Here is a 24,230-nt window from a genome sequence, read left to right as displayed (position 1 = left end):
TGATTCACCTTTTAAACCAGGCCGAACAGCGTCAACAGCAGGTCGATAACCTTGATACCGACGAAGGGCACCACCAGCCCGCCCAGGCCATAAATCCACAGGTTACGGCGCAGCATGGCGGCCGCCGTGAGCGGCTTATAGCTCACGCCCTTCAGCGCCAGCGGGATCAGGAAGACAATAATCAGGGCGTTAAAGATGACTGCGCTCAGAATGGCCGAGGCCGGAGAGTGCAGGTGCATCACGTTCAACGCATTTAATTGCGGATAGGTCGCGGCAAACGCGGCCGGAATGATGGCGAAATACTTCGCCACGTCGTTGGCGATGCTGAACGTGGTCAGCGACCCGCGCGTCATCAGCATCTGCTTGCCGATGTGCACCACCTCAATCAGCTTGGTCGGGTTAGAGTCGAGGTCGACCATATTGCCCGCCTCTTTTGCCGCCTGGGTTCCGGAGTTCATCGCCACCGCCACGTCGGCCTGTGCCAGGGCAGGGGCATCGTTGGTCCCGTCGCCGGTCATCGCCACCAGACGGCCTTCCGCCTGATACTGACGAATCAGTGCCAGCTTGGCTTCCGGGGTGGCTTCAGAAAGGAAATCATCCACGCCCGCTTCGGCGGCAATCGCCGCGGCGGTAAGACGGTTATCCCCGGTGATCATTACCGTTTTGATCCCCATCTTACGCAGCTGGGCAAAGCGCTCCTTAATGCCGCCCTTGACGATATCCTTCAGCGCAATCACCCCGAGCACGCGCGCGCCTTCGGCCACCACCAGCGGCGTCGCCCCCTGACGGGCCACGCTTTCAACCAGGCTGTCCACTTCCGGCGGGAAGTGACCGTTGTTGGCCTCAATGTGGCGGCGAATCGCGTCAACCGAGCCTTTACGGATCATGCGATCCTGAATGTTGATGCCGCTCATGCGGGTTTGTGCCGTGAAGGGCACGAACGTGGCGTGCAGGCTCTGAACGTCGCGCTGGCGCAGGTTAAAGCGCTGCTTGGCGAGGATCACAATACTGCGGCCTTCCGGGGTTTCATCGGCAAGGGATGAGAGCTGGGCGGCATCCGCCAGCGTTTTTTCATCCACGCCCGGGGCGGGTAAGAAATCCGACGCCTGGCGGTTACCGAGGGTAATGGTGCCGGTTTTATCCAGCAGCAAGACATCCACGTCACCGGCGGCTTCTACGGCACGCCCGCTGGTGGCGATGACGTTGGCACCGAGCATACGGCTCATGCCGGCCACGCCGATGGCCGACAGCAGGCCGCCGATGGTGGTAGGGATGAGACAAACCAGCAGCGCCACCAGCACCGTGACGGTGACTGCGGTACCACCATAGGCGGAGAACGGCCACAGCGTGGCGGTTGCCAGCAGGAAGACGATGGTCAGGGCCACCAGCAGGATGGTCAGGGCAATCTCGTTTGGCGTTTTCCGGCGCTGTGCGCTTTCCACCATGGCGATCATCCGGTCGAGGAAGGTTTCACCCGGGTTAACGCTGCACTGGATCACCAGCCAGTCGGAGAGAATGCGCGTCCCGCCCGTCACGGAGGCGAAATCGCCGCCGGACTCACGGATCACCGGCGCGGATTCGCCAGTGATGGCGCTTTCATCCACCGATGCGCCCCCTTCAATGACTTCGCCGTCGCAAGGGATGATGTCACCGGCTTCCACCAGCACCACATCGCCTTTACGCAGTTCATCCGCCGGAACGTGGTCCATCTGGGCACCGTATTTCGGCTCACGTAACTTGCGCGCGAAGGCGGTTTTTTTCACCCCTTTCAGGCTGTTGGCCTGGGCTTTGCTCCGGCCTTCCGCCAGCGCTTCTGCAAAGTTGGCAAACAGCACGGTAAACCACAGCCACAGGCTGATGGCGCCGGTAAACATCGCATTTCCCGGCATATGGCCCGTTCCCATGGCAATCGCCAGGGCGGTGGTCAGGACGCTTCCCGCCCAGACGATAAACATCACCGGGTTGTGCCACTGCACACGCGGGCTCAGCTTTTTCACCGCATCCATGAGCGCCTGGCGAACTAATGACGGTTCGAACAGGGCCAGTTGTTTACGACTCATGACAATTTCTCCGCAAAATCAGCGTAAAGAGAGGTATTCCGCGACCGGGCCTAACGCGAGGGCGGGGATAAAGGTCAGGGCGCCGACCAGCAACACGGTGCCCGTCAGCAGGCCGATAAACAGCGCGCCGTGGGTCGGTAATGTCCCGGTAGTGGTCGGTTGGATTTTTTTGTTCACCAGCGATCCGGCTATCGCCATAACCGGCACAATGATCCCGAAGCGGCCCACGAACATGCAGAACGCCAGCAGACAGTTCCAGAACGGAGAGTTGGCGCTTAAGCCTGCAAAGGCGCTGCCGTTGTTGTTGGCGGCAGAGGAGACGGCATACAGCACTTCACTAAAACCGTGAATGCCGGGGTTAAAGATGCCGCTGCGTCCGGCCTCGGTCATCAGCGCCAGCGCGGTGCCGAGCAGCACGAGAGCCGGGGTGACCAGGATTGCCAGCGCGGTTAATTTCATCTCGCGGACGTCGATTTTTTTACCCAGATATTCCGGGGTGCGGCCAATCATCAGACCGGCAATAAACACCGCCAGCAGCACGAACAGCAGCATGCCGTAAAGACCGGAGCCCACGCCGCCAAACACCACCTCGCCAATCTGCATCAGCCACATCGGGATCATGCCGCCCAGCGCCGTAAAGGAATCATGCATGGCATTGACGGCCCCGCACGACGCAGCCGTGGTGACCACCGCATACAGGCTGCTGGCGAGAATGCCAAAGCGGCTCTCTTTACCTTCCATATTGATTGCTCTATCGGCCCCGAGTGAGAGGAAATGCGGATTACCCTGCCATTCGGCCCACATCACCAGCGCAACACAAACCACGAAGATAAGCGACATGGTCCAGAGCAGGGTGCGCCCCTGACGGCGATCGTTAACCACGTCGCCAAAGGCAAAGCAGAGCGCGGCGGGGATCAGGAAAATCGCCAGCATCTGCACAAAATTGGTCAGGGCGGTAGGGTTTTCAAACGGGTGCGACGAGTTGGCGTTGAAGAAGCCGCCACCGTTCGTTCCGAGCATTTTGATGGCTTCCTGCGACGCCACTGGCCCCATCGGCAGGAGCTGTTTTGCGCCTTCCAGCGAGGTATAAGGGGCGTAAGGCAGCAGGTTTTGCAGGCTGCCCTGCTGAATGAAGAACAGCGCGATCAGCAGCGCAATCGGCAGCAGGATCCACAGCGTAATGCGCGTCAGGTCTACCCATGCGTTACCTAACGTACTCACTTTCTGACGTGCAAACGCACGCGTCAGCGCGAAGATCACCGCAATACCGCTGGCGGCAGAGAGGAAGTTCTGCACGGTTAATCCGACCATCTGGCTGAAGTAGCTGAGCGTGGTTTCACCGGAATAGGACTGCCAGTTGGTGTTGGTGACAAAACTGACTGCCGTGTTCAGCGCGAGATGCCAGGACAGGCCCGGTAATTGTTGCGGATTCAGCGGCAGGATACCCTGCAACATCAGCATGGCAAAAAGCGCAATGAGCCCGACAATGTTCAGCAGCAGAATGGCGATCAGATAATCACGCCAGTTCATCTCCCGATCGTCTACACCCAGTACACGCCAGATCCCTTTTTCAACGCTTCCCGTGCCGGGCAGGGGAACGTTATTGATCAGCCGTGCCAGCCCCGAGCCCAGTGGCCTTGCCAGGACGAACAACACCACTAGGAAACTGGCAATAAGCAAAAACGCCTGAGCAGCCATCAGAATGCCTCCGCATTAATCAGGGCATAAACCAGATAACCCAATAACAGGAACACCAGCACGATGCCGGCAATAAGACCTGCACTCACAATCCACCTCCGGGTGACTTTTGTTGTTGTGCTAACGGTAGGATTTATGGCGCAAAGATTTCGCAAAAATGAGAAGGGCGGGTGTAAAAAAAGTATAAAAATGGCAAAGTCCACAATTTAACTATTGATAAGTAAATCGTTAACTTTTTTGTAACTTAATTACGGCGTGAATGTAAATTTTGGCTAAACGGACGAAAATAAGTGGTCGGATGAGTAGTAAAATTACAAACAAAGCGATATTATTTTAGCCAGGTCACAGATTTTGAATTTTCCGGATGACGTTTCCGGCCAACTATAGGTGAGAAAAATATGGATCTTTATAAAGAGTTTCCGGCTCATATCGTGTTCATGCGCCGCGCTTTCGCCGTAGTGGCTGGCGTGCTGGCTCTGCCGGTGATGCTGTTCTGGAAAGATCGTGCACGTTTTTATAGCTATCTGCACCGCGTCTGGGCGAAAACCAGCGAGAAGCCGGTATGGATGGATCAGGCCGAGAAAGCGACCTGCGACTTCTACTAAGACTACACACAGCAATAAAAAAACCGCCAACAGCAATGTGGCGGTTTTTTTGTCCCTCGGGATTCGCGGTCCGTTGGGTGGTTTTCAAGCCCTCGTCAGAGGCTTGAAAGAATATCTCGGGTCCTTAAGTAATCAAACTGCAACTCCCTAAATATATTCTTAAAAACCTTTTCGGTGGATTACGTTTTACGCCAGGGCCAACTACTATGCAGCGTCCCTTTCCGCCATCTCGCACATGGGCACCGGTCCCGGGAAAGGCGTGACCACAACCGTAAGTCAGGCTCTCGTCAGAGCTTGTGTCCACCGACTTATCACCGGTGGTGAACGGTGGAGCGGTTAGCAGCAGGGACCGCATAATGAAACGCTATTTTTGCATCGCGTTCATTGTTGCCAGCGTACTCGTTGTCAAAAGTGATGAACCGATCGGGTTTGTTGCATTTACCACGATAGCGCAGGACAAGTAGCGTTAAGGCCGCCTTGGGCGGCCTTTTTTATTTCATCCCGTCTACACTTCATGGCAAAGTAGTTCAATGCATGCTTTTTCCTTTTACGGCATGCCCTTACGGACATAATGGATATTTGCCTGGAGTTTTATGCCCACCCATCTGGTTTGGTTTCGCGCGGACCTGCGCGTACATGACAACATTGCCCTGGCGGCGGCCTGCCGCGCCAAAGACGCTAACGTACTGGCTCTGTTTGTGGCTACGCCCGAGCAGTGGCGGCAGCATGATATGGCGCCACGCCAGGCGGCCTTGCTGCGTGCGTATCTGACCGATCTGCAGCATTCGCTTGCCGGAAAAGGCATACCGCTGATTTATAAAGAGGTAAGTGATTTTGCCGCACAGCTGCAGACGGTGCAGGAGACCTGTAAGCAGCACAACGTCACGCATATTTTTTACAACTATCAGTACGAATTCAACGAGCAGCAGCGCGACCGTCAACTGGAGAAGGTGCTGGAGGATGTGGTCTGTGAAGGATTTGATGACAGCGTGATGCTGGCGCCGGGCAGCGTGATGACCGGCAACCGTGAGATGTATAAAGTTTTCACTCCGTTTAAAAATGCCTTTATCAAGCGTCTGAAAGAGTCGCTGCCGGAGTGCGTTGCCGCGCCTGCCGCGAGGGGCGAACCCCTGAAGGACCTGTCTGAACTGACGTTTGACTACCCTCAGGAGCCGTTTGATAAAACGCTGTTCCCCGCCGATGAAAAAGCGGCCATCGCGCAGCTCCGCCAGTTCTGCAAACAGGACGCGGCCAACTACGACGCGCGGCGGGATTTTCCGGCCATCGAGGGCACCAGCCGCCTGTCGGCCTGTCTGGCGCTGGGCGCGATCTCTCCTCGCCAGTGTTTACACCGTCTTCTGGCCGAGCAGCCGCAGGCGCTGGATGGAGGCACCGGTTCTGTCTGGCTGAACGAGCTTATCTGGCGTGAGTTCTACCGCCATCTGATGACGTATCATCCCGATCTCTGTAAGCATCGTCCGTTCATTCCCTGGACCGACAACGTAAAATGGCAGCATGATGAGGCACTTTTACAGGCCTGGAAAAAAGGGGAGACGGGCTATCCGATTGTTGATGCCGCGATGCGTCAGCTCAATGAGACGGGGTGGATGCACAACCGCCTGCGAATGATTACCGCGAGCTTTCTGGTGAAGGATCTGCTTATCGACTGGCGTATCGGAGAGCGCTATTTTATTTCTCAGCTGATCGACGGCGATCTCGCCGCGAATAACGGCGGCTGGCAGTGGGCGGCCTCTACGGGCACCGATGCGGCTCCCTATTTCCGGATTTTTAATCCAACCACTCAGGGACAAAAATTTGATGAGAACGGCGAGTTTATCCGCCGCTGGCTCCCTGAACTAAAAGAGATACCGGCTAAAGCGATCCACGAACCGTGGGCATGGGCGGATAAACAGCGTGTAAAACTGAATTATCCCCGTCCGATCGTTGACCATAAACAGGCGCGTGTCGCCACGCTGGCAGCGTACGAAGCGGCCCGCAAAGCATAAGAGAGTGATGATGAAAAACAGCGAACTGGAACGCCTGATTAACGAAAAACTCAATACCGCCTCCTTTAGCGACTACGGTCCAAATGGCCTGCAGGTAGAAGGGCGCGAAACGGTGCAGAGAATTATCACCGGCGTCACGGCAAGCCAGGCACTGCTGGACGAGGCTGTCCGTCAGGAAGCCGATGCGGTGATTGTCCATCACGGTTACTTCTGGAAAAACGAATCACCGATTATTCGCGGCATGAAGCGCAACCGCCTGAAAACGTTGCTGGCAAATGACATCAACCTGTACGGTTACCACCTGCCGCTGGACGCGCACCCGGAGCTTGGCAACAACGTTCAGCTTGCCCGACTGTTGGGGATCACCGTAATGGGCGAAATTGAGCCGCTGGTGCCGTGGGGCGAGCTGGCGATGCCGGTTCCCGGACTGGAGCTGGCCTCGTGGATTGAAGCGCGCCTGGGGCGTCGTCCACTGTGGAGCGGCGATACCGGTCCGGATACGGTGAAGCGTGTTGCCTGGTGCACCGGGGGCGGGCAGGGCTTTATCGACAGCGCCGCGCGCTTCGGTGTCGATGCCTTTATCACCGGCGAGGTTTCCGAGCAGACCATTCATTCGGCACGTGAACAGGGGCTGCATTTCTACGCGGCCGGGCATCATGCCACCGAGCGCGGCGGTATTCGTGCCCTCAGCGAGTGGCTGACGGAAAATACCGATCTGGATGTAACCTTTATTGATATCCCTAATCCGGCCTGATGAGAGGTGCCTGAGTGCAGCGAGCGCGTTGTTATCTTCTGGGAGAAACGGCAGTGGTTCTGGAGCTCGAGCCGCCGGTGACCCTTGCCACGCAAAAGCGTATCTGGCGGCTAACCCAGCGTCTGGTCGATCTGCCGGACGTGGTTGAAGCCATTCCGGGGATGAATAACATCACGGTGGTGCTGCGTAGTCCGCATACGCTGGCGCTGGATGCCATTGAACGTTTACAGCGCTGGTGGGAAGAGAGCGAGGCGCTGGAGCCGGAATCGCGTGCCATTGAGATCCCGGTCGTTTATGGCGGTACGGGGGGACCGGATCTTGGTGTGGTCGCAGACCATTGCGGACTCACCGAAAAGCAGGTTGTTGAGTTGCACAGTTCGGTGGATTACGTCGTCTGGTTCCTGGGATTCCAGCCCGGATTCCCGTATCTGGGGGGATTATCTCCCCGGCTGCATACGCCGCGCCGCGCTGAACCGCGCCTGAGCGTACCGGCGGGGACGGTCGCGATTGGTGGCGAGCAGACCGGCGTATATCCGCTGACTTCGCCCGGTGGTTGGCAGCTTATTGGGCATACCGCCACCCCGTTATTCGACCCCGGGCTGGCGTCGCCAATACTCCTGCGCCCGGGCGATACCCTTCGCTTTATCCCGCAGAAGGAGGGGGTATGTTAACGCTTGTTCGCGCCGGGCTTTATACCTCCGTACAGGATGCCGGCCGCTTTGGCATGCGCCAGTCGGGCGTGAGCTATTGTGGCGCGCTGGACCGTCCTGCGCTGGAAATCGCTAACGTGCTGGTGGGCAACCCCGGCAGCACGGCAGCGCTCGAAATTACGCTCGGCCAGTGTGTCATTGAGTTTGGTCAAGAGACCTGGTTCGCACTCACCGGTGCAGGCTGTGATGCCACGCTGGACGGCAAAGCGGTGTGGACCGGCTGGCGTCTGCGGGCGAAAGCCGGACAGCGTCTGACCTTAAAGCGTCCTTTGCACGGCGTGCGTAGCTATCTCGCGGTGGCTGGCGGCATTGATGTGCCTGAGGTGCTGGGCTCATCCAGTACCGATCAGAAAGCAGGAATTGGCGGTCACGAAGGACGTTTGTTGCGCGATGGCGATCGCCTGGCGATTAAGCCCTCCTCGCGTCACTTCTCGACGGCGCAGGGGGTGAAACAACTTCTCTGGGGAAACCAGATCCGCGCCTTACCGGGGCCGGAATATCATGAGTTCGACGAGGCCTCCAAAGAGTCCTTCTGGCGCTCGCCGTGGAAGCTCAGTCCGCAGAGTAACCGTATGGGCTACCGCCTGCAGGGGCAGCCGCTGATCCGGACGACCGACAGGGAACTGCTTTCCCACGGTTTACTGCCTGGGGTTATTCAGGTGCCGGGCAACGGGCAACCGATCGTGTTAATGAACGACGCGCAGACGACGGGTGGTTATCCGCGAATTGCCTGCATCATTGAAGCCGATCGCTACCATCTGGCGCAAATTCCCCTCGGACAGCCGATTCACTTCGTGCAGTGTTCGCTGGAGGAGGCGCTAAAGGCGCGGCAGGATCAGCAGCGCTATCTCGAACAGCTGGCGTGGAGGCTCGATGGTAAAGATTGATTTGAATGCCGATCTGGGCGAGGGCGGCAGCGCCGATGCGGCGCTGATGACGCTGGTCTCCTCGGTCAATATCGCCTGCGGCTTTCACGCAGGCGATGCGCAAACCATGCTAGAGAGCGTGCGTCATGCCATCAAAAATGGCGTGGCGATTGGCGCCCACCCGAGCTTCCCTGACCGGGAAAACTTTGGCCGCACCGCGATGGACCTGCCGCCTGAGACGGTCTACGCTCAGGTGCTCTACCAGATTGGCGCGCTTGAGGCGATGGTTCGCGCCGGGAAGGGCGTGCTGCGCCACGTGAAGCCGCACGGCATGCTCTATAACCAGGCGGCAAAAGATCCGGCGCTGGCGGAGGCGATTGCCCGCGCGGTACGCGATTGCAACCCGCAGCTGATCCTTGTGGGGCTGGCAGGCAGCGAGCTTATTCGCGCCGGCCAGCGTCTGGGGTTAACCACGCGGCAGGAGGTGTTTGCCGACCGGGGTTATCAACCCGATGGCAGTCTTGTACCGCGTACGCAAGCTGGTGCGTTGATAACGGACGAAGGTCAAGCGCTGGCGCAGACGCTGGAGATGGTGCGCGCCGGGCGAGTGACCGCCGTGGATGGCACATCGGCGCACGTTCAGGCTGATACGGTATGTTTACATGGTGATGGCGAGCATGCGCTCCAGTTCGCGCGCCGCTTGCGGGCAGCGTTCTCTGAAGAGGGCATTCTTGTCAGCGCAGACTAATCATGAAAGGACAGAAAAATGCCAGAAGGCCCGGAGATCCGCCGCGCGGCGGATAGCCTCGAGGCGGCGATAAAGGGCAAACCCCTGACGGAGGTCTGGTTTGCTTTTCCTCAACTGAAACCGTTTGAATCACAGCTGGTGGGGCAGTCGGTAACGCATATTGAAACGCGTGGCAAAGCGCTGCTGACGCATTTTTCCCATAACCTGACGTTATATAGCCATAACCAGCTTTACGGCGTCTGGCGAGTGGTGGAGGCGGGTGAACAGCCGCAGACTACCCGCGTGCTGCGCGTCAGGCTGCAAACGGCCGATAAGGCGATCCTGCTCTATAGCGCCTCTGATATTGAAATGTTAACGCCGGAGCAACTCCTCACACACCCGTTTCTACAGCGAGTGGGGCCGGACGTGCTGGATATGCGTCTGACGGCGAGCGATGTGAAGGCCCGACTGCTATCGCTCACATTCCGCAACCGGCAGTTTTCCGGCCTGTTTCTTGACCAGGCGTTTCTGGCCGGGCTTGGCAACTACCTGCGGGTGGAAATCCTCTGGGAAGTCGGGCTGGCGCCGCAGCATAAAGCCTCTCAGCTGAGCGATGAACAGCTGGAGGCGCTGTCCCACGCGCTGCTGGACATCCCGCGGCTATCGTACAACACGCGCGGCATCGTAGATGAAAACAAGCACCACGGGGCGCTGTTCCGGTTCAAGGTGTTTCATCGGGCGGGGAAAAAGTGCGAGCGGTGCGGCGGCGTGATTGAGAAGGCTACGATCTCTTCCAGACCGTTTTACTGGTGTCCAGGGTGCCAGATGTAAAAAAGCCGGGTGGCGGCTACGCCTTACCCGGCCTACGTTTCGCATTTGTAGGCCCGGTAAGCGGTAGCGCCACCGGGCTTAACTTTTAGCGCTTCAGGTCGGACTTAAAATCACGCTGCTCGTAGCCGGTATACAGCTGACGAGGACGGGCGATCTTCATGCCTTCGCTGTGCATTTCGTTCCAGTGCGCAATCCAGCCTACGGTACGCGCCATGGCGAAGATGACGGTGAACATGGAAGACGGAATGCCCATCGCTTTCAGAATAATGCCAGAGTAGAAATCGACGTTCGGGTAGAGTTTCTTCTCGATGAAGTACGGGTCGTTCAGCGCGATGTGTTCCAGCTCCATCGCCACTTCCAGCAGGTCATCTTTGGTACCCAGCTCTTTCAGCACTTCGTGGCAGGTCTCACGCATCACGGTGGCGCGTGGGTCGTAGTTTTTGTAAACACGGTGACCGAAGCCCATCAGGCGGAAGGAGTCATTCTTGTCTTTCGCGCGACGCACGAACTCAGGAATATGCTCAACGGTGCTGATCTCTTCCAGCATCTTCAGTGCCGCTTCGTTCGCGCCGCCGTGCGCCGGTCCCCACAGGGAGGCGATGCCCGCAGCGATACAGGCGAACGGGTTCGCGCCTGAAGAGCCTGCGGTACGGACGGTGGAGGTCGAGGCGTTCTGTTCGTGGTCAGCGTGCAGGATCAGAATACGGTCCATCGCGCGTTCCAGAACCGGGTTCACTTCGTACTCTTCGCACGGCGTGGAGAACATCATGCGCAGGAAGTTGCCCGCGTAGGAGAGGTCGTTGCGCGGATACACAAACGGCTGACCGATGGAGTATTTGTAACACATCGCCGCCATGGTCGGCATTTTGGACAGCAGACGGTAAGCGGCGATTTCACGGTGACGCGGATTATTCACGTCAAGGGAGTCGTGGTAGAACGCTGCCAGCGCACCGGTAATCCCGCACATCACCGCCATTGGGTGAGAGTCACGACGGAACGCATGGAACAGACGGGTAATCTGCTCATGGATCATGGTGTGACGGGTCACGGTGGTTTTAAATTCATCGAACTGGGCCTGCGTCGGTTTTTCGCCGTTCAGCAGGATGTAGCACACTTCCAGGTAGTTGGATTCGGTGGCTAACTGATCGATAGGGAAGCCGCGATGGAGCAGGATACCTTCGTCACCGTCGATAAAGGTGATTTTGGATTCGCAAGATGCGGTAGAGGTAAATCCAGGGTCAAAGGTAAACATCCCTTTGGAACCCAGCGTACGGATATCAATAACATCCTGACCGAGCGTGCCTTTTAGCACATCCAGTTCAATAGCAGTGTCACCATTTAGGGTGAGCGTTGCCTTTGTATCAGCCATTTACGGTCTCCTTAGCGCCTTATGCTTAAGACTGCGCTTTACCGGATTTGCTTTCAGCTGTTAATCACCGTTACCAGATTGTTATTTGGCTTACCGCTCAGCTCACGAGGACAAACCAGGGTACAGAGCTATGGCGCCTTGCAGGTAAACGAATGAAATATCAGTGAAACAACAGCAAATCAGCGTTTTTGCAGTCCGAATTATTCAAACCTGTATATCACTAATAACTGTCCTGATAACTTCGGTCAATACCATCACACTGTTACATAACTATTTGTCAGGTGAAAGAGAGACCTCATAACTTTTGCGCATTATATGCCTTTTCTGATGACGTTTGTAACAATATTGTTTAACATTTGTCAAATCAGATGATTAAAAATTAAAAAGATGTTGTTATCGTGACCCTGATCACTGTTCCAGAGAAAACCCGACAAACTGTATGTAGGTTAATTGTAATGATTTTGTGAACGGCCTATACTGCCGCCAGGTCTCCGGAACACCCTGCAATCCCGAGCCACCCAGCGTTGTAATGTGTCGTTTAAGCATCTGGAAGCACTGTTTTGCATGACGCGCAGTTATAGAAAAGGAACGCTGTCTGACCCGCATCGCAGTCCGGAGGAAGGAAACAATAAGAACAGCATGTGGGCGTTATTCATGATAAGAAATGTGAAAAAACAAAGACCTGTCAATCTGGATCTCAAAACGATCCGGTTCCCTGTAACAGCAATAGCGTCCATTCTGCACCGTGTTTCTGGTGTGATTACGTTTGTGGCGGTCGGTATTCTGCTGTGGTTACTGGGCACCAGCCTCTCTTCCCCTGAAGGATTCCTCCAGGCCTCAGCCATCATGAACAGCTTCTTCGTGAAATTCATCATGTGGGGCATTCTGACCGCACTGGCGTACCACGTTGTGGTGGGTGTTCGCCATATGCTGATGGACTTTGGCTACCTGGAAGAAACCTTCGAAGCCGGAAAACGCTCCGCTAACATTTCATTTGTGATTACAGTCGTGCTTTCACTTCTCGCAGGAGTTCTCGTATGGTAAGCAACGCCTCCGCATTAGGACGCAACGGCGTACATGACTTCATTCTGGTCCGTGCTACCGCCATCGTTCTCACCCTCTACATCATCTATATGATCGGTTTCTTCGCGACCAGCGGCACGCTGACGTGGGAAATCTGGAGTGGGTTCTTCGGATCCGCCTTCACCAAAGTGTTCACCCTGCTGGCCCTGTTCTCCATCCTTATTCATGCCTGGATTGGCATGTGGCAGGTGTTGACCGATTACGTTAAACCGCTGGCGATTCGCCTCCCACTGCAGCTGGCCATTGTCGTTGCACTGGTGGTTTACGTTATTTATGGATTCGTTGTGGTGTGGGGTGTGTAATGAAATTGCCAGTCAGAGAATTTGATGCTGTTGTGATTGGTGCCGGTGGCGCAGGTATGCGTGCCGCACTGCAAATTTCCCAGAGCGGCCAGAGCTGTGCGCTGCTCTCTAAAGTTTTCCCGACCCGTTCCCACACTGTGTCCGCGCAGGGCGGTATCACCGTTGCGCTGGGTAACTCCCATGAAGATAACTGGGAATGGCACATGTATGACACGGTAAAAGGTTCCGATTACATTGGCGACCAGGATGCCATCGAATATATGTGTAAAACTGGCCCGGAAGCGATTCTGGAGCTGGACCATATGGGTCTGCCGTTCTCCCGTCTGGAAAATGGCACCATCTATCAGCGTCCGTTTGGCGGCCAGTCGAAAAACTTCGGCGGCGAGCAGGCGGCACGCACCGCGGCGGCGGCTGACCGTACTGGTCACGCGCTGCTGCACACCCTGTATCAGCAGAACCTGAAAAACCACACCACCATCTTCTCCGAGTGGTATGCGCTGGATCTGGTGAAAAACGCCGATGGCGCCATTGTTGGTTGTACCGCGCTGTGTATCGAAACCGGTGAAGTGGTTTACTTCAAAGCCCGTGCTACCGTGCTGGCGACCGGCGGTGCAGGCCGTATTTACCAGTCCACCACCAACGCCCACATCAACACCGGTGACGGTGTCGGTATGGCTATCCGCGCGGGCGTGCCGGTGCAGGATATGGAGATGTGGCAATTCCACCCAACCGGTATCGCCGGTGCGGGCGTTCTGGTGACGGAAGGCTGCCGTGGTGAAGGTGGCTACCTGCTGAACAAACACGGCGAGCGCTTCATGGAGCGTTATGCTCCGAATGCGAAAGATCTAGCGGGTCGTGACGTGGTGGCGCGTTCCATCATGATCGAAATCCGTGAAGGTCGCGGCTGCGACGGCCCATGGGGTCCACACGCCAAGCTGAAACTCGACCATCTGGGTAAAGAAGTGCTGGAGTCCCGTCTGCCGGGCATCCTGGAACTCTCCCGCACCTTCGCGCACGTCGATCCGGTGAAAGAGCCGATTCCGGTTATCCCAACCTGCCACTACATGATGGGCGGTATTCCGACCAAAGTGACCGGTCAGGCGCTGACCGTGAACGAGCAGGGCGAAGACGTGGTCATTCCTGGCCTGTTCGCGGTGGGCGAAATTGCCTGCGTATCCGTACACGGGGCAAACCGTCTGGGTGGCAACTCCCTGCTGGATCTGGTGGTGTTTGGTCGTGCGGTGGGTCTGCATCTGCAGGAATCCATTGCCGAGCAGGGCGCGCTGCGTGACGCAACCGACGACGAAATTGATGCCTCTCTTGAGCGCCTCAACCGCTGGAACGGCAACCGTAACGGCGAAGATCCGGTGGAAATCCGCAAAGCGCTGCAGGAGTGCATGCAGCACAACTTCTCGGTATTCCGTGAAGGCGACGCGATGGCCAAAGGTCTTGAGCAGCTGAAAGCGATCCGCGAGCGTCTGAAAAATGCCCGTCTGGACGACACTTCCAGCGAGTTCAACACCCAGCGCGTTGAGTGCCTGGAGCTGGATAACCTGATGGAAACCGCGTTCGCGACCGCGATGTCGGCAAACTTCCGTACCGAAAGCCGTGGCGCGCATAGCCGCTTCGACTTCCCGGAGCGTGATGACGAAAACTGGCTGTGCCATTCCCTGTATCTGCCAGAGTCGGAAACCATGACGCGTCGTAGCGTCAACATGGAACCGAAACTGCGTCCGGCGTTCCCGCCGAAGATTCGTACTTACTAATGCGGAGACAGGATAATGAAACTCGAATTCTCAGTTTATCGTTATAACCCGGATGTAGATGACGCTCCGCGCATGCAGGATTACACGCTGGAAGCGGAAGAAGGTCGTGACATGATGCTGCTGGATGCCTTAATCCAGCTGAAAGAAAAAGATCCAACCCTGTCGTTCCGCCGCTCCTGCCGTGAAGGGGTGTGTGGCTCTGACGGTGTGAACATGAACGGCAAAAATGGCCTGGCCTGCATCACGCCAATTTCAGCGTTGCAGCGTCCTGGTCAGAAAATTGTTATCCGTCCTCTGCCAGGCCTGCCGGTCGTGCGTGATTTGGTGGTAGACATGGGGCAATTCTATGCACAATATGAGAAGATTAAGCCTTACTTATTGAATAATGGGCAAAATCCACCCGCTCGCGAGCACTTACAGTCTCCTGAGCAGCGTGAAAAACTCGATGGTCTGTACGAGTGTATTCTCTGCGCATGCTGTTCTACGTCCTGCCCGTCGTTCTGGTGGAACCCGGACAAGTTTATCGGCCCGGCCGGTCTGCTGGCTGCCTATCGCTTCCTGATCGATAGCCGCGACACTGAAACCGACAGCCGTCTGGAAGGACTGAGTGACGCTTTCAGCGTATTCCGCTGCCATAGCATCATGAACTGCGTCAGTGTGTGTCCGAAGGGGCTGAACCCGACGCGCGCCATCGGCCATATTAAGTCGATGCTGCTGCAGCGCAGTGCGTAAGTAAATTTGCCGGATGGCGCTGCGCTTATCCGGCCTACGAAACTGTAGGCCCGGTAAGCGTAGCGCCACCGGGCAAAATGCAGAAACCTTTAAAAACTGCCCTGAAGTCTAGACAGTTTCTAAAGGTTCCTTCGCGGGCCACAAAGAGCTCGCAGGTGAACCCCGGCACGTACACGTGGTGTGCGTGGTAGTTTCTACGGCGAAAGTAAGCATAAAAATGCTTAAGGGATCACGATGCAGAACGGCGCAATGAAAGCCTGGCTGGACTCTTCTTACCTCTCTGGTGCCAACCAGAGCTGGATAGAACAGCTCTATGAAGACTTCTTAACCGATCCTGACTCAGTGGACGCAAACTGGCGTTCCATGTTCCAGCAGTTGCCTGGTACAGGGGTCAAACCGGATCAATTCCATTCCAAAACACGTGATTATTTCCGTCGTCTGGCGAAGGATGCCTCACGTTACTCTTCTGCGATTTCCGACCCTGACACCAATGCGAAGCAGGTTAAAGTCCTGCAGCTTATCAACGCTTATCGCTTCCGTGGTCACCAGCATGCGAATCTCGATCCGCTGGGACTGTGGAAACAAGACCGTGTGGCCGATCTCGATCCGGCGTATCACGATCTGACCGAGGCCGATTTCCAGGAAAGCTTTAACGTAGGTTCCTTTGCCATCGGCAAAGACACGATGAAGCTGGGCGATCTGATTGACGCGCTCAAGCAAACCTACTGCGGCTCCATCGGCGCGGAATACATGCACATTACCTCTACCGAAGAGAAGCGCTGGATCCAGCAGCGCATCGAATCCGTAGCGGGCCACGCGACCTTCTCGGCTGACGAGAAAAAACGCTTCCTCAGCGAACTGACCGCAGCGGAAGGCCTTGAGCGCTATCTGGGCGCGAAGTTCCCGGGCGCAAAACGCTTCTCGCTGGAAGGCGGTGACGCCCTGGTGCCGATGCTGAAAGAGCTGATTCGTCACGCAGGCAAGAGCGGCACCCGTGAAGTGGTGCTGGGCATGGCACACCGTGGTCGTCTGAACGTACTGGTCAACGTGCTGGGTAAAAAACCGCAGGACCTGTTCGACGAATTCGCGGGCAAACATAAAGAACACCTCGGCACCGGCGACGTGAAGTACCACATGGGCTTCTCGTCTGATATCGAAACCGAAGGCGGTCTGGTTCACCTGGCGCTGGCGTTTAACCCGTCACACCTGGAAATCGTCAGCCCGGTGGTTATCGGTTCCGTGCGCGCGCGTCTGGATCGTCTGGACGAGCCGAGCAGCAACAAAGTTCTGCCAATCACCATCCACGGTGATGCGGCGGTGACAGGGCAGGGCGTGGTGCAGGAAACCCTGAACATGTCGAAAGCGCGTGGTTATGAAGTGGGCGGTACCGTTCGCATCGTAATCAACAACCAGGTGGGCTTCACCACCTCTAACCCGCTGGACGCGCGTTCTACCCCGTACTGCACCGACATCGGTAAGATGGTGCAGGCGCCGATCTTCCACGTTAACGCGGATGACCCGGAAGCCGTGGCTTTCGTTACCCGTCTGGCGCTGGACTTCCGTAACACCTTCAAACGCGATGTGTTCATTGACCTCTTCTGCTACCGCCGTCACGGCCACAACGAAGCGGATGAGCCAAGTGCAACCCAGCCGCTGATGTACCAGAAAATCAAAAAACACCCGACCCCGCGCAAAATCTATGCTGACAAGCTGGAGAGCGACAAAGTGGCGACGCTGGAAGATGCGACCGAAATGGTCAACCTTTACCGCGACGCACTGGATGCGGGTGAGTGCGTAGTGAAAGAGCTGCGCCCGATGAACATGCACTCCTTTACCTGGTCGCCGTACCTCAACCACGAGTGGGATGAGAGCTACCCGAACAAGGTGGAGATGAAGCGCCTGCAGGAGTTGGCTAAACGCATCAGCACCGTGCCGGACGCTATCGAGATGCAGTCTCGCGTAGCGAAAATTTATGCTGACCGTCAGGCCATGGCGGCAGGCGAGAAGCTGTTCGACTGGGGCGGCGCGGAAACGCTGGCTTACGCGACGCTGGTTGACGAAGGCATTCCTGTTCGTCTGTCCGGTGAAGATGCGGGCCGTGGCACCTTCTTCCACCGTCACGCGGTCGTTCACAACCAGTCTAACGGTTCAACCTACACCCCGCTGCAGCACGTGCACAACGGTCAGGGCCAGTTCAAGGTCTGGGACTCCGTGCTGTCTGAAGAAGCGGTACTGGCTTTCGAGTACGGTTACGCCACGGCAGAACCGCGCACCCTGACCATCTGGGAAGCGCAGTTCGGCGACTTCGCCAACGGTGCGCAGGTGGTTATCGACCAGTTCATCTCCTCAGGCGAGCAGAAGTGGGGCCGTATGTGTGGCCTGGTGATGCTGCTGCCGCACGGCTATGAAGGCCAGGGTCCGGAGCACTCCTCCGCGCGTCTGGAACGTTATCTGCAGCTCTGCGCTGAGCAGAACATGCAGGTTTGCGTACCGTCCACCCCGGCGCAGGTTTACCACATGCTGCGTCGTCAGGCGCTGCGCGGTATGCGTCGTCCGCTGGTGGTCATGTCACCAAAATCCCTGCTGCGTCACCCGCTGGCGGTGTCCAGCCTGGAAGAGCTGGCGAACGGTACCTTCCTGCCAGCCATCGGTGAAATTGACGAGCTGGATCCGCAGGCCGTGAAGCGTGTGGTGATGTGTTCTGGTAAGGTTTATTACGACCTGCTGGAACAGCGCCGTAAGAACGATCAGAAAGATGTCGCCATCGTGCGTATCGAACAGCTTTATCCGTTCCCGCACCAGGCGGTGCAGGAAGCGCTGAAACCGTACGCTCACGTTCATGATTTTGTCTGGTGCCAGGAAGAGCCGCTCAACCAGGGCGCATGGTACTGCAGCCAGCATCATTTCCGTGAAGTGATTCCATTTGGGTCAGCCCTGCGCTATGCAGGTCGCCCGGCCTCCGCCTCTCCGGCGGTAGGGTATATGTCCGTTCACCAGAAGCAGCAACAAGATCTGGTCAATGACGCGCTGAACGTCGATTAATTAAAGGATACATAATGAGTAGCGTAGATATTCTTGTTCCCGACCTGCCTGAATCTGTAGCAGATGCGACCGTCGCTACCTGGCACAAAAAACCAGGCGATGCCGTTAAGCGCGATGAAGTGCTGGTAGAAATCGAAACTGACAAAGTGGTACTGGAAGTACCGGCTTCGGCGGATGGCGTTCTGGACGCGGTGCTGGAAGATGAAGGTACCACCGTCACCTCTCGTCAGATCCTGGGTCGCCTGCGTGAAGGCAACAGCGCGGGCAAAGAGTCCAGCGCGAAGTCTGAAGAGAAAGCCTCTACGCCGGCTCAGCGCCAGCAGGCCTCTCTGGAAGAGCAGTCCAACGACGCCCTCAGCCCAGCGATCCGTCGCCTGCTGGCGGAACACAGCCTTGACCCGGCAGCCATTAAAGGCACCGGTGTGGGCGGTCGTCTGACCCGCGAAGACATCGACAAGCATCTGGCGAAAGCGCCTGCTCAGGCAGAAGCGAAAGCCCCTGCGGCAGCACCGGCAGCACAGCCTGCGCTGGGCGCACGCAGCGAAAAACGCGTGCCAATGACCCGCCTGCGTAAGCGCGTGGCCGAGCGTCTGCTGGAAGCGAAAAACTCTACCGCGATGCTGACCACCTTCAACGAAGTAAACATGAAGCCAATCATGGACCTGCGTAAGCAGTACGGTGACGCGTTTGAAAAACGTCACGGTATCCGTCTGGGCTTTATGTCCTTCTACGTGAAGGCGGTGGTTGAAGCGCTGAAACGCTACCCGGAAGTGAACGCGTCCATCGATGGCGATGACGTGGTTTACCACAACTACTTCGACGTCAGCATGGCGGTTTCGACCCCACGTGGCCTGGTGACCCCGGTTCTGCGTGATGTGGATACCCTGGGTATGGCTGACATCGAGAAAAACATTAAAGAGCTGGCTGTGAAAGGCCGCGACGGCAAGCTGACCGTAGACGATCTGACCGGCGGTAACTTCACCATTACCAACGGCGGCGTATTCGGCTCGCTGATGTCTACCCCGATCATTAACCCGCCGCAGAGCGCGATCCTGGGTATGCATGCCATTAAAGATCGCCCGATGGCGGTAGACGGTAAAGTTGAGATCCTGCCGATGATGTACCTGGCGCTCTCTTACGACCACCGCCTGATCGACGGCCGCGAGTCCGTGGGCTTCCTGGTTGCCATTAAAGAGCTGCTGGAAGATCCAACGCGTCTGCTGCTGGACGTCTAGTCACGATTTAGCATCACCTGCCCCGTGGACCGGCACACGCTGCGCCGGTCTACAGGTTTGAAGATAACGATTACCCTGAAGGATGGATAGAACACATGAACTTACATGAATATCAGGCCAAACAGCTGTTTGCCCGGTATGGCTTACCGGCTCCGGTGGGTTATGCCTGTACTACCCCGCGTGAAGCAGAAGAAGCCGCATCTAAAATCGGTTCCGGCCCGTGGGTAGTTAAGTGTCAGGTTCACGCTGGTGGCCGTGGTAAAGCGGGCGGTGTGAAGGTTGTTAAGAGCAAAGAAGAGATTCGTGCGTTTGCTGAACATTGGCTCGGTAAGCGTCTGGTAACGTACCAGACAGATGCGAACGGCCAGCCGGTTAACCAGATCCTGGTTGAAGCGGCGACCGACATCGCGAAAGAGCTGTATCTGGGCGCGGTGGTTGACCGTAGCTCCCGTCGCGTGGTGTTCATGGCGTCTACCGAAGGCGGCGTGGAAATCGAAAAAGTGGCGGAAGAAACCCCACACCTGATCCACAAAGTGGCTATCGATCCGCTGGCAGGCCCAATGCCTTACCAGGGTCGCGAGCTGGCGTTCAAGCTGGGTCTGGAAGGTAAACTGGTTCAGCAGTTCACCAAGATCTTCATGGGTCTGGCGACCATCTTCCTGGAGCGCGATCTGGCGCTGATCGAGATCAACCCGCTGGTGATCACGACCCAGGGCGATCTGATCTGCCTCGACGGCAAGCTGGGCGCTGACGGCAACGCGCTGTTCCGCCAGCCGGATCTGCGCGAAATGCGCGACCAGTCTCAGGAAGACCCGCGTGAAGCGCAGGCGGCACAGTGGGAACTGAACTACGTGGCGCTGGACGGTAACATCGGTTGCATGGTTAACGGTGCGGGCCTGGCAATGGGCACCATGGACATCGTTAAGCTGCACGGCGGTGAGCCAGCAAACTTCCTCGACGTGGGCGGTGGCGCAACCAAAGAGCGCGTAACCGAAGCGTTCAAAATCATTCTCTCCGACGACAACGTGAAGGCCGTTCTGGTTAACATCTTCGGCGGTATCGTCCGTTGTGACCTGATCGCCGACGGTATCATCGGCGCGGTAGAAGAAGTAGGTGTTAACGTTCCGGTGGTTGTGCGTCTGGAAGGTAACAACGCTGAACTCGGCGCGAAAAAACTGGCTGACAGCGGCCTGAATATTATTGCAGCGAAAAGTCTGACGGATGCAGCTCAGCAGGTTGTTGCCGCAGTGGAGGGGAAATAATGTCAGTTTTAATTAATAAAGATACCAAGGTTATCTGCCAGGGCTTCACCGGTAGCCAGGGGACTTTCCACTCCGAACAGGCGATTGCCTACGGCACGCAGATGGTTGGCGGCGTAACGCCAGGTAAAGGCGGCACCACCCACCTGGGCCTGCCGGTGTTCAACACCGTGCGTGAAGCCGTAGAAGCGACGGGCGCAACCGCGACCGTGATCTACGTTCCGGCGCCGTTCTGCAAAGACTCTATTCTGGAAGCGATCGACGCAGGCATCAAACTGATCATCACCATCACTGAAGGCATCCCGACGCTGGATATGCTGACCGTGAAGGTGAAGCTGGATGAAGCTGGCGTGCGTATGATCGGCCCGAACTGCCCAGGCGTTATCACCCCGGGCGAATGCAAAATCGGCATCATGCCGGGCCACATTCACAAGCCGGGTAAAGTGGGCATCGTGTCCCGTTCCGGTACCCTGACCTATGAAGCGGTTAAGCAGACCACCGACTACGGCTTCGGCCAGTCCACCTGCGTGGGCATCGGCGGTGACCCAATCCCGGGTTCTAACTTCATCGACATCCTGAAGCTGTTCCAGGAAGATCCACAGACCGAAGCTATCGTGATGATCGGTGAGATCGGTGGTAGCGCGGAAGAAGAAGCGGCTGCTTACATCAAAGAACACGTGACCAAGCCAGTTGTGGGCTACATCGCGGGTGTGACCGCGCCGAAAGGCAAGCGTATGGGTCACGCAGGCGCGATCATCGCCGGTGGTAAAGGTACGGCTGATGAGAAATTCGCAGCGCTGGAAGCCGCAGGCGTGAAAACCGTTCGCAGCCTGGCGGATATCGGCGAAGCACTGAAATCCATCATTAAGTAAGTCCTCTCTGCTCCCCGAAAGGGGGGCGTTGCAGTATAAAAATGTCCGTTTCGACATGGTTGGCCGCTGTAAAGCGGCCTTTTTTATTGCCTGCCGGGTGTCATGCAATAGTCACAAAGTGGTGTTAATTACAGAGGATGCAAAAGTAAAATAATTGTTATTTATTTGCCTTTAAGAGGGCAGATGGAAAAAAATGAAAAACGCACTAAAATTTATGTCCTGAATAAATCAGTCATTAAGCGCTACTGAGTTAATAAAAATCACTTCTGTTTATATTCATCATTCGATTCGATAACCTTAATTGTATTTCATATACATATCTTTAACATGGTTTTTACCATGTTTACCACATCAAAACACAATTAACATAACGGATTGTTTTTGATTTAAATCAATGTTTAATCCTTGGAAAAAGGTGCTGAAAAGCGCTAAATTGTCCCCGATCAAAATGGCCGAAAAGTGGTAATTTTGCTATAAATTGATCACCGTCGAAAAACGTAAATGTGACTCTATAAAAACCTGTTTATTGTAAGGGTTTTGCAGCGTATTATATTTGCGGGATCAATTTGAGTTTTTTATTAACGTATTTGTAACCTCACGTCATCGTTTTTATCCTCCCTCAGGGTAATAACGACGACAAGGATGCGAATAATTTGTATTGGGGCATGCGTGTGGATCGCTTTGATGGGGTTCACTCTCGGAGTCTTCATGCGATGAGCAAGGAGTCATAATGTTAGATATAGTCGAACTGTCGCGCTTACAGTTTGCCTTGACCGCGATGTACCACTTCCTGTTTGTGCCACTGACGCTCGGTATGGCGTTCCTGCTGGCCATCATGGAAACGGTATACGTTCTCTCCGGCAAACAGATTTATAAAGATATGACCAGTTCTGGGGCAAGTTGTTTGGTATCAACTTCGCACTGGGCGTGGCAACCGGTCTGACCATGGAGTTCCAGTTCGGGACTAACTGGTCTTACTATTCCCACTATGTCGGGGATATCTTCGGTGCGCCGCTGGCCATTGAAGGTCTGATGGCATTCTTCCTCGAATCCACCTTTGTAGGTCTGTTCTTCTTCGGTTGGGACCGTCTGGGTAAAGTCCAGCATATGGCGGTGACCTGGCTGGTGGCATTAGGTTCGAACCTGTCCGCGCTGTGGATCCTGGTCGCGAACGGCTGGATGCAGAACCCTATCGCGTCTGATTTTAACTTCGAAACCATGCGTATGGAGATGGTCAGCTTTGCCGAGCTGGTCCTGAACCCGGTTGCTCAGGTTAAATTCGTTCACACCGTCGCTTCTGGCTATGTGTGCGGCGCGATGTTTGTACTGGGCATCAGTTCTTACTATATGCTGCGCGGTCGTGACTTCGCGTTTGCTAAGCGCTCCTTTGCTATCGCTGCAAGCTTCGGTATGGCTGCTATCCTCTCCGTTATCGTTCTGGGTGATGAATCCGGTTACGAAATGGGTGACGTGCAGAAAACCAAACTGGCCGCCATTGAAGCCGAATGGGAAACCCAACCGGCGCCTGCTGCCTTTACGCTGTTCGGTATTCCCGATCAGGACGCGCAGGAAAACCGCTTCGCCATTCAAATACCTTACGCGCTGGGTATTATCGCCACCCGTTCTGTTGATAAGCAGGTGACGGGTCTGAAAGAGCTGATGGTGCAGCACGAAGAGCGTATCCGTAACGGTATGAAAGCCTACTCGCTGCTGGAACAGCTGCGTGCCGGTTCTACCGACCAGGCCGTTCGCGACCAGTTTAACGACGTGAAGAAAGATCTGGGTTACGGTCTGCTGCTGAAGCGTTATACCCCGAACGTGTCTGATGCGACGGAAGCCCAGATCCAGATGGCAACCAAGGACTCGATTCCACGCGTTGCGCCACTGTACTTCGCATTCCGTATCATGGTGGGCTGCGGCATCATCATGCTGCTGATCATTGCGGCGTCCTTCTGGTCCGTGATTCGCAACCGTATCGGCGAGAAAAAATGGCTGCTGCGCACTGCGCTGTACGGTATTCCACTGCCGTGGATCGCAATTGAATCAGGCTGGTTTGTGGCGGAGTATGGCCGTCAGCCATGGGCGATCGGTGAGGTGCTGCCAACGGCGGTAGCGAACTCGTCCCTGACCGCAGGTGACCTGATCTTCTCCATGCTGCTGATTTGTGGTCTGTACACCCTGTTCCTGGTGGCTGAACTGTTCCTGATGTTCAAGTTCGCGCGCCTTGGCCCAAGCAGCCTGAAAACCGGTCGCTATCACTACGAGCAGTCCACTGCGACTACTCAGCCGGCACGCTAAGACAGGAGTCATCAA

Annotated in this window: 19 protein-coding genes and 1 pseudogene; 16 read left to right on the top strand and 4 right to left on the bottom strand. The window is 56.1% G+C overall.

The window, feature by feature from the left end; genetic code table 11:
• Window positions 1-11 precede the first annotated feature (11 nt).
• The 3 genes from kdpB to kdpF are packed head-to-tail and all read right to left on the bottom strand — an operon-like array spanning window position 12 to window position 3,847.
• Window positions 12-2,060, bottom strand: coding sequence for a potassium-transporting ATPase subunit KdpB (kdpB, locus tag ACMGGE_RS10585; protein WP_420293736.1), 2,049 nt, complete (start codon window positions 2,058-2,060; stop codon window positions 12-14).
• 18 nt (window positions 2,061-2,078) lie between these two features.
• Window positions 2,079-3,758, bottom strand: a complete 1,680-nt coding sequence (kdpA, locus tag ACMGGE_RS10580) for a potassium-transporting ATPase subunit KdpA (protein WP_252077417.1) — start codon at window positions 3,756-3,758, stop codon at window positions 2,079-2,081.
• Entirely contained in the window at window positions 3,758-3,847 is a 90-nt protein-coding gene (kdpF, locus tag ACMGGE_RS10575; protein ID WP_014069365.1) for a K(+)-transporting ATPase subunit F, read from the bottom strand. Before kdpF ends, kdpA begins: the two co-directional genes overlap by 1 nt.
• A gap of 309 nt (window positions 3,848-4,156) precedes the next feature.
• On the opposite strand from kdpF, the gene ACMGGE_RS10570 reads away from it, so the two are divergent.
• From ACMGGE_RS10570 to nei, 7 genes are all read left to right on the top strand, one after another.
• Entirely contained in the window at window positions 4,157-4,363 is a 207-nt protein-coding gene (locus ACMGGE_RS10570; protein ID WP_008501079.1) for a YbfA family protein, read from the top strand.
• Between the two features lie 593 nt (window positions 4,364-4,956).
• Window positions 4,957-6,369, top strand: coding sequence for a deoxyribodipyrimidine photo-lyase (gene phrB, locus ACMGGE_RS10565; RefSeq protein WP_420293735.1), 1,413 nt, complete (start codon window positions 4,957-4,959; stop codon window positions 6,367-6,369).
• Window positions 6,370-6,379: 10 nt separating this feature from the next.
• Window positions 6,380-7,123 (top strand): type 2 GTP cyclohydrolase I, encoded by a 744-nt coding sequence (locus ACMGGE_RS10560; RefSeq protein ID WP_420294187.1) that lies wholly within the window; start codon window positions 6,380-6,382, stop codon window positions 7,121-7,123.
• A 14-nt stretch (window positions 7,124-7,137) separates the two neighbouring features.
• Entirely contained in the window at window positions 7,138-7,794 is a 657-nt protein-coding gene (pxpB, locus tag ACMGGE_RS10555) for a 5-oxoprolinase subunit PxpB (RefSeq protein WP_048226116.1), read from the top strand.
• Window positions 7,788-8,720, top strand: coding sequence for a 5-oxoprolinase subunit PxpC (gene pxpC, locus ACMGGE_RS10550; RefSeq protein WP_420293734.1), 933 nt, complete (start codon window positions 7,788-7,790; stop codon window positions 8,718-8,720). Before pxpB ends, pxpC begins: the two co-directional genes overlap by 7 nt.
• Entirely contained in the window at window positions 8,707-9,447 is a 741-nt protein-coding gene (pxpA, locus tag ACMGGE_RS10545; RefSeq protein WP_048226139.1) for a 5-oxoprolinase subunit PxpA, read from the top strand. The genes pxpC and pxpA overlap by 14 nt, the downstream gene beginning before the upstream one ends.
• A gap of 18 nt (window positions 9,448-9,465) precedes the next feature.
• Window positions 9,466-10,257: an endonuclease VIII gene (gene nei / locus ACMGGE_RS10540; RefSeq protein ID WP_420293733.1), complete on the top strand. Its 792-nt coding sequence runs from the start codon at window positions 9,466-9,468 to the stop codon at window positions 10,255-10,257.
• Between the two features lie 85 nt (window positions 10,258-10,342).
• Here nei and ACMGGE_RS10535 read toward each other — a convergent pair whose 3' ends face one another.
• Complete coding sequence (locus ACMGGE_RS10535) at window positions 10,343-11,626, bottom strand: citrate synthase (protein WP_045909567.1); 1,284 nt, start codon at window positions 11,624-11,626, stop codon at window positions 10,343-10,345.
• A gap of 639 nt (window positions 11,627-12,265) precedes the next feature.
• On the opposite strand from ACMGGE_RS10535, the gene sdhC reads away from it, so the two are divergent.
• The 9 genes and pseudogenes from sdhC (at window position 12,266) to cydA (ending at window position 24,215) form a co-directional block, all read left to right on the top strand.
• Window positions 12,266-12,670 (top strand): succinate dehydrogenase cytochrome b556 subunit, encoded by a 405-nt coding sequence (sdhC, locus tag ACMGGE_RS10530; protein ID WP_020684965.1) that lies wholly within the window; start codon window positions 12,266-12,268, stop codon window positions 12,668-12,670.
• Entirely contained in the window at window positions 12,664-13,011 is a 348-nt protein-coding gene (sdhD, locus tag ACMGGE_RS10525; RefSeq protein ID WP_008501088.1) for a succinate dehydrogenase membrane anchor subunit, read from the top strand. The genes sdhC and sdhD overlap by 7 nt, the downstream gene beginning before the upstream one ends.
• Entirely contained in the window at window positions 13,011-14,777 is a 1,767-nt protein-coding gene (gene sdhA / locus ACMGGE_RS10520) for a succinate dehydrogenase flavoprotein subunit (protein WP_008501089.1), read from the top strand. The genes sdhD and sdhA overlap by 1 nt, the downstream gene beginning before the upstream one ends.
• 15 nt (window positions 14,778-14,792) lie before the next feature.
• Window positions 14,793-15,509, top strand: a complete 717-nt coding sequence (gene sdhB / locus ACMGGE_RS10515; RefSeq protein WP_008501090.1) for a succinate dehydrogenase iron-sulfur subunit SdhB — start codon at window positions 14,793-14,795, stop codon at window positions 15,507-15,509.
• 234 nt (window positions 15,510-15,743) lie between these two features.
• A complete protein-coding gene (gene sucA, locus ACMGGE_RS10510) occupies window positions 15,744-18,551 on the top strand; it encodes a 2-oxoglutarate dehydrogenase E1 component (protein ID WP_008501092.1) in 2,808 nt (935 codons plus the stop codon).
• Window positions 18,552-18,565: 14 nt separating this feature from the next.
• The gene (gene odhB / locus ACMGGE_RS10505; protein WP_008501093.1) at window positions 18,566-19,786 is read left to right on the top strand and encodes a 2-oxoglutarate dehydrogenase complex dihydrolipoyllysine-residue succinyltransferase; all 1,221 of its coding nucleotides are present in this window, start codon (window positions 18,566-18,568) and stop codon (window positions 19,784-19,786) included.
• A gap of 95 nt (window positions 19,787-19,881) precedes the next feature.
• On the top strand, window positions 19,882-21,048 hold the full coding sequence (sucC, locus tag ACMGGE_RS10500; protein ID WP_006809579.1) for an ADP-forming succinate--CoA ligase subunit beta: 1,167 nt from the start codon (window positions 19,882-19,884) through the stop codon (window positions 21,046-21,048).
• Window positions 21,048-21,917: a succinate--CoA ligase subunit alpha gene (sucD, locus tag ACMGGE_RS10495; protein WP_008501094.1), complete on the top strand. Its 870-nt coding sequence runs from the start codon at window positions 21,048-21,050 to the stop codon at window positions 21,915-21,917. The genes sucC and sucD overlap by 1 nt, the downstream gene beginning before the upstream one ends.
• A 730-nt stretch (window positions 21,918-22,647) precedes the next feature.
• Window positions 22,648-24,215: pseudogene (cydA, locus tag ACMGGE_RS10490) on the top strand (cytochrome ubiquinol oxidase subunit I).
• The last annotated feature ends 15 nt before the right edge of the window (window positions 24,216-24,230 follow it).

Origin of the sequence: Enterobacter sp. BNK-22 (assembly GCF_048684805.1) — a bacterium.
Lineage (GTDB): Bacteria > Pseudomonadota > Gammaproteobacteria > Enterobacterales > Enterobacteriaceae > Enterobacter > Enterobacter quasiroggenkampii.
The sequence above is the reverse complement of the archived record's forward strand: the minus strand, read 5'-3'. Positions and strand labels throughout refer to the sequence as shown.

Coding starts and splice junctions, on each gene's coding strand:
- ACMGGE_RS10570 (WP_008501079.1), top strand. CDS start 4,157: ATGGATCTTTATAAAGAGTTTCCGGCTCATATCGTGTTCATGCGCCGC.
- sucA (WP_008501092.1), top strand. CDS start 15,744: ATGCAGAACGGCGCAATGAAAGCCTGGCTGGACTCTTCTTACCTCTCT.
- nei (WP_420293733.1), top strand. CDS start 9,466: ATGCCAGAAGGCCCGGAGATCCGCCGCGCGGCGGATAGCCTCGAGGCG.
- phrB (WP_420293735.1), top strand. CDS start 4,957: ATGCCCACCCATCTGGTTTGGTTTCGCGCGGACCTGCGCGTACATGAC.
- kdpA (WP_252077417.1), bottom strand. CDS start 3,758: ATGGCTGCTCAGGCGTTTTTGCTTATTGCCAGTTTCCTAGTGGTGTTG.
- sdhC (WP_020684965.1), top strand. CDS start 12,266: ATGTGGGCGTTATTCATGATAAGAAATGTGAAAAAACAAAGACCTGTC.
- sdhA (WP_008501089.1), top strand. CDS start 13,011: ATGAAATTGCCAGTCAGAGAATTTGATGCTGTTGTGATTGGTGCCGGT.
- kdpB (WP_420293736.1), bottom strand. CDS start 2,060: ATGAGTCGTAAACAACTGGCCCTGTTCGAACCGTCATTAGTTCGCCAG.
- pxpA (WP_048226139.1), top strand. CDS start 8,707: ATGGTAAAGATTGATTTGAATGCCGATCTGGGCGAGGGCGGCAGCGCC.
- sucD (WP_008501094.1), top strand. CDS start 21,048: ATGTCAGTTTTAATTAATAAAGATACCAAGGTTATCTGCCAGGGCTTC.
- sucC (WP_006809579.1), top strand. CDS start 19,882: ATGAACTTACATGAATATCAGGCCAAACAGCTGTTTGCCCGGTATGGC.
- sdhD (WP_008501088.1), top strand. CDS start 12,664: ATGGTAAGCAACGCCTCCGCATTAGGACGCAACGGCGTACATGACTTC.
- odhB (WP_008501093.1), top strand. CDS start 18,566: ATGAGTAGCGTAGATATTCTTGTTCCCGACCTGCCTGAATCTGTAGCA.
- ACMGGE_RS10535 (WP_045909567.1), bottom strand. CDS start 11,626: ATGGCTGATACAAAGGCAACGCTCACCCTAAATGGTGACACTGCTATT.
- ACMGGE_RS10560 (WP_420294187.1), top strand. CDS start 6,380: ATGAAAAACAGCGAACTGGAACGCCTGATTAACGAAAAACTCAATACC.
- pxpC (WP_420293734.1), top strand. CDS start 7,788: ATGTTAACGCTTGTTCGCGCCGGGCTTTATACCTCCGTACAGGATGCC.
- sdhB (WP_008501090.1), top strand. CDS start 14,793: ATGAAACTCGAATTCTCAGTTTATCGTTATAACCCGGATGTAGATGAC.